This window comes from Terriglobus sp. YAF25 (assembly GCF_052113305.1).
Classification (GTDB): domain Bacteria; phylum Acidobacteriota; class Terriglobia; order Terriglobales; family Acidobacteriaceae; genus Terriglobus.
Genome location: NZ_JBFRCY010000238.1, coordinates 1 through 5,867 on the forward strand (window position 1 = coordinate 1; position 5,867 = coordinate 5,867).

General features: G+C 58.0%; 2 protein-coding genes. Both read right to left on the reverse strand.

Annotation, left to right across the window (positions count from 1 at the left end; genetic code table 11):
- Nucleotides 1-314: 314 nt before the first annotated feature.
- Nucleotides 315-1,655: an oligogalacturonate lyase family protein gene (locus tag AB4043_RS11765; RefSeq protein ID WP_442301959.1), complete on the reverse strand. Its 1,341-nt coding sequence runs from the start codon at nt 1,653-1,655 to the stop codon at nt 315-317.
- 95 nt (nt 1,656-1,750) lie between these two features.
- Nucleotides 1,751-5,698, reverse strand: a complete 3,948-nt coding sequence (locus AB4043_RS11770; protein WP_442307117.1) for a carboxypeptidase regulatory-like domain-containing protein — start codon at nt 5,696-5,698, stop codon at nt 1,751-1,753.
- Nucleotides 5,699-5,867: the final 169 nt, after the last annotated feature.

Here is a 5,867-nt window from a genome sequence, read left to right on the forward strand (position 1 = left end):
AGAAGAAGTAGCTATATCTTTTTTGCATGTCGTCCTGAGCGTAGGGGACCCCGGCCAGCTTCGCTGGCTGGGGTGGTTTAGCGAAGGATCTGCTTTTCGAGCGGTATTCAATCCGCCGGGGTGCCCCACCCTCACGGAGTTAGGGTGGGCAAGGAAACCACAAAACTGAAACCGGTCTCGCTTCGCGAGATACCATTCTTCGCTTTCAGCGAAGAATGAGCACCAAGACGGGTCCTTCGCCTTCGGCTCAGGATGACAAACCTAAACACAAAAAGAGGCACCCCATCGGGTGCCTCTTCTCTTCCCCCAATAACTTACTTCGCCTTCTCAATCTCCACACCAAAGACATAAGTCGGTCCAAACATATTCGACCGGAAGATCACCATCTTCAGATCCGGCGTAAAGCTTACATTCGGCTCCAGCGTGTAGTTGTGCTTGCTCATATTCACCAGCTTCTCCGACTGGAGGGCCCATGGCTGTACGTACACAGGACCATCCACCATGCCTTCGCTCTGGACCTTCTTTGCATGGAAGAGATAGATCCACTCCCCATCAGGAGCGCGAGCTACCTGGTGCGGATCGCCGCCGTCGCCCGTAAACAAACCGGCCTTCTCATTCACGTTGAAGTGAATCGACCACTCGTTGCGATCCATGTGGTACCAGTTGCGCTTACCCGTCTCCAGGTTCAGAGAAGCCAGCCAGAAGTCTTCTCCCTTGGGTGTCTGCAGATCGTAGTAGACGGTCTTTCCATCCTGTCCCCAGAACTCGTGTCCCGCGATCTCCATCGCCATGGTGCGCTTGTGCATCAGCTGGTTGTGCGTTCCGTCAGTCCAGATGGTCCAGATACGATCGACCTTCTGCCACGGACCCTCATGGCAGTACATCAACAGCTTGGGATCGCTGGGAGAGAAGAGCAGATGGTTTACCCAGTCAGTCGAGTGCAGCAGCGGCGTGACCTTACCGTTGCGCAAATCGAGCGTATAGAGCACCAGCGGAATCCTCGCCGCAAGACGCCGCTCCATCATCTCGCCCTTGTTCAGCGGCTGATCCAGCGGACTGGTCTGGGAGACACCGGCAGCGGGCTGCCCTGTTGACGTACGTCCGTTACGRCCATACTGTTCGTTCGGGCGATCCTCTTCATCATAGGTGCCTGCAGCCAGCGTCTCATCGGCATTCACTGAAACGATGTTGCCGCGCGGCGGCAGCTTGGCCAACATGGTGGTCTCGCCGGTATCGACGTTGGTTTTATAGACAGCACGCTCATCGTTCTTCACGTAGAAGATGCTCTGCGTCTTGTGGCCTACCTCCAACGTGCGGACCTTGCCCTTCACCACGCTGCGCGACTTGAGCGTGTGCAGGTCCAGCACTGAGATGCCTTCCGGTGTGGTGTAGACCATCTCCTTGCCATCGGGAGTGTAGGCATTGACGTTGAAGTAGAAACTCGCGGAGCCGGGCTCATCGGTCAGACGGACAACGCGATGGCCGGTGTCTTTGTCGATCCAGCTCTTGGGGGGATGCGCGATCTCCTCCGGCGTGGGACGCTTGTCGGCGGGACGGCGATCGTTGGGGACGTTGAAGTCCTGGGCGGCAGACAGGGCCGGACAGAGCAATACGCCGGCGGCAAGAGGGACGAGTGCAGCTACCTTGAAGCGCATACAACATACTCCTGCGGTACAGATGAGTGGGTAACAAAATTGAGCCCCACATGACAGTGTCATGCAGGGCCCATGAGTTGTGAAGACTACCTACGTTAGAAGTTGAGGTGACCCGCGAGCTGGAAGCTGCGCGGAGTGCTGGCACTGCTGATGCTGGTGATGGTTCCGAACGCTGTCGTGCCCCACTGTGCATTTGGGTTGCCCAGGATGGGATGGTTCAGTACGTTCGAAGCCGTCACTTCAAACTGGAAGTTGATGGATTCACGGATTGGAATGGTGCGCCGAAGCGCGGCATCCAGAGTGAGGGCTGCAGGATTCTTCAGTCCAAGCGCCTGAGTACGAGGTGCGTTCCCCAGCAGGTATATCGGCGTGCTTCCAGTGGAAATGCTTCTCGGTGCCTGGAAGGCCGTCGAATCAAGGTACTTGGTCGCGGAGCATCCCGCCCCGCCAAGGTTACAGGCGATGCTGCTGCCCCCCTTGCCGTAGTTGCTACCGTTTCGACCAGATCCGACATAGGACGGATTCAAGTCGGGCATGCAGCGTCCCTGAAGAGGATTTGATCCGGTTGCAGTCGAAAGCGTGTTGCAGCTTGCGTCCGTATTCCAGACCACAGCGACCGGCGTTCCAGTGCTATAGGTGAAGATGTTCGAAAGCTGCCAATCGCTGAAGAGCGTACGGGTCGCCAGATGACTGCCGCTGAATCCGCTCTTTCCAAAGGGCATCTTCCAGACACCGTAGGCGTGGATCGTATGCGGCGACGAGATGGTAGTGACACCACGATCGATGCGATCCTGCGCCCAGCTCTGCGTACCGCCCGAGATCGCGGCCTGCGGAATCGCGAAGCCGCTCCGGAAGGTTCCGTCATTACCGACATTCTTCGACCACGTGTAGTTGAAGTTGAAGGTAAGCCCACGCGACATGCGCTGCTGGACGGTCACCTGGAGAGAGTTGTAGCTGAAGTTGCCGACATTGCCCCAGGTGTCCGTGACACCGGAGTACTGCGGAAACGCTGTCAGACCTTGAGCGATCGTTGCCGCTCCGCCATTGCTGGCCGCAGCCGCATTCTGAAAGCTCTGTGGAATATTGATGCCCGGCATCGAGGCCTGTGCCTTGGCCACGTTCGCCGGGGTTGCCGGTGCAATCAGGATCGGCGTCTTACCGTCGACGGCCGTTACACTTCCAAGACCGGCGAGGTAGGTGGGGTTGAGCTGATTTGACCAGTAGCCACGGGCGTTTGAGGCATTCGAGGTCGAATTGATGAGGTGATGGCTCTGATTGCCGACGTAGTTGATAGCAAGCACCATATCCTTCGTCAACGAATGCTGAATGCCCACGTTGTAGAACGTGAAGTTCGGAGCACGGCTGGAGAAGTATGGGTCGGCATAGCTCACACCTTGTCCCGTTACCATCCTTCCGTTGCTCAAGTAGAAGCCGGTGTTCAGCCCCAGTGTCGCAGGTCCAGGAGTAGGAGCTGTCGGATATGCCTGGCCACCAAAGAGAGCCGTGTTGGCCATGCCCATCGCCTGGAACGCGCTGCTGTTGTTGAGATAGTACGACGGCCCCGCACCTGCGCCCGTGGTGACTTCCGCCGGCGACGCAATGCTGGTATTGAAGCCCAACTGGCCGGTTCCGTTGAACGCTCCGCCACGGCCGCCTACACCGCCGCCCTGAGAGAAGACGCGTCCGATGCCGAGGCGAAGGACTGTCTTATCATCCAGCGCATAGGTAAGACCTACGCGCGGGCCCCAGTTCTTCCAATAGGTTTGCACCGGCGTGCGGCACTGGCAGCTCGCCGCTGCGCCGCCATAGCTACCCGCGAACTGAATTGCGCCCGGTGTTCCGGTATAAGGATTCGTGAGGTTCGGATTCAGAAAGCTCCAGCGATCCTTCACCTCGTGATAGGGCGGCAGATAGTCCCAGCGAAGTCCCGCATCCAACGTCAGCTTTTCCGTGATTCTCCATGTATCGGAGACATAGGGAGCAATCGGACGATATCGCCCGCCAACCTCACTGACCGGACGGAGCTGCAGACTTGGGCTGCCACCGATGGCTCCCAGCAGGAAGCTGGCGTAGGAATATCCGGATGAGCTGGAGAGCGTCTGCGAGTTGGCTCCGAAGTTCGCGGTTGAGAAGTTATTGAACACCATCTGCAACAGACCGGTGTAGGTATCCGGGTTGGCGTTGTTGATCTGCTGCCACTGCACCTGGATACCGGCTGTGACCGAGTGCTTGCCTTTGGTCCACAACACGTTATCGAGAATGGTGTAGTTGTTTGGCGTCGTCTTCTGGGTTGAGACGGCATCGCTGGCGCCGGTCCAGGTCTGCAGAGCGACCGAGCTTGCACCGCCTGCTGTAAACGTCATACCTGGGAAGGTCTGGCCCGCCTGACCTGCAGGCAGGTTCGTGGCGCCAAGATCACCAATCTGATAGCCCGGGACATTCTGGGTCGCGTTCTTGATGTCCTGGAAGAACCGCACGAAACCGAACTTCAACTGGTTCACCAGGTTGTTGTTGATGGTGTAGACGTCCTGCACATCGAAGATCTTCGGATAGATCGTTGCGAGATTTCCGCCAGTGTAGGGCTGCGGCAAGAAGGGTGCGCTGTAGTTGTTCAGATATCCGACCTTACCGATCGCGCCTACCGTCGAGATGCGGTGGTTGGGTGTGATCTGAAAGTCAACGCGGTAGTCGACGGTGTAGTTATCGAAGCCGTACGGAACGCTGCCGAGATAGTTGTTCGTCGTTCCGGAGTTTGAGGGCTGGGGCAGATAGTTCTGGGCCGCCTTCGCGAACGGAGACAGATAGCTGCTCGGAATTACGTTGTAGGTCGGAACGCCGTTCTTGGATCCCTGAAACGGCTTACGTGTGCAGGTTCCACCGGAACAGGTTGTTGTTGTGGGGTCGAACAGCGCGGGACTGGATGTACCGAGCAGCTCCGTGAAGTCACCCTGACGCTCGAGAAGCGTGGGAAGCGTGTAAGCCACCGGACCACGCACCGTACGGTTGTGATAGCGGTCGTAGGCAACGAAGAAGAAGACACGCTTCGTGCCCGGCACGTGGCCACCGACACTGGCGGACAACTCATTCTGGTGATCGACGGGCTTCGGCGCGGCAACCTGCCCGCCCTTGCCGTCGGAGACCGTCTGCGCCTTGGTCAACAGCGGCCATGCATCCAGCGCTGTATTCCGGATGTAGTCCGAGATCTGGCCGTGATAGCCCAACGTGCCAGACTTGATGGTGAAGTTCTGCGCGCCAGCGCCGGAGTATTCCACGGGCGGCGTGCTGGTAAGAACCTGTGTCTGGTCAATGGATTCGATTGAGAATGCCTGCGAGACCAGGCGGTTGTCGCCCTGCTGGCTGACCGTCTGCGCGGGCAGACCATCCACGTAGAGCTGACCGAGATAATTTCCCGTGCCGCCGACGATCGGCAGACGAGCGCCACCCTGTGCGCCAGGCGCCAGGGCTCCAAATGCGGTTGCATCGCGCTGGGCGTTGTTGGTCACCAGCGGAAGATTGGAATATGCCTCGTTCTCGATCGTCAGACCAAGCGATGCGTTCGTCGTCTCCAGTTGCGGCGGAGCTTCATTGATGGTCACAACGTCCGTCGCAGCACCGACGGTCAGGGTTACATCGAAGCCGGTAACGGTCAGGGCGTTGACGGTCAGGTTCTTCTGGATGAACTCCTGGAAGCCTTCGTGCTTCACGTCGACGGTATAGATGCCCGGCGGCAGCGGGGCGATGGAATACAGGCCGGYGCCCGTGCTCTGACGGGTGGTCTGCGTGCCGGTTCCCTGGTTGGTAATGATGATGGTTGCGTCCGGAACTGCGGCTCCGGTGCTGTCTGTCACTGAGCCCTGCAGCCCGCCTTCTCCGCCGGTCTGTGCCGGCAATACGCCCGGCATCAGCACAACAGCGAGAAGGGCCAGCATACCCAGCAGACGGCTCCGCTTGGGACCCAGTAGACGGCTCCGCTTGGAACCCAGTAGACGGTTCCACCTGGAAGACACAAAGCGCTCACACGGCTCCAAAAGGGTTGTTGCCATATTTCCTCCTGCGACTCCAAATCTTGTCGTTGGATGTCCATCGGAACGCTATTTCGTGAAACGTTTCATTGTCAATAGGGAAGAAGTTTCAGCAGAGGAATTAAGACCTGAACTCCCATAAATTTCCCCAGATATATCAGGAAATCGAGATTTCGAAGGGTCAGAAACG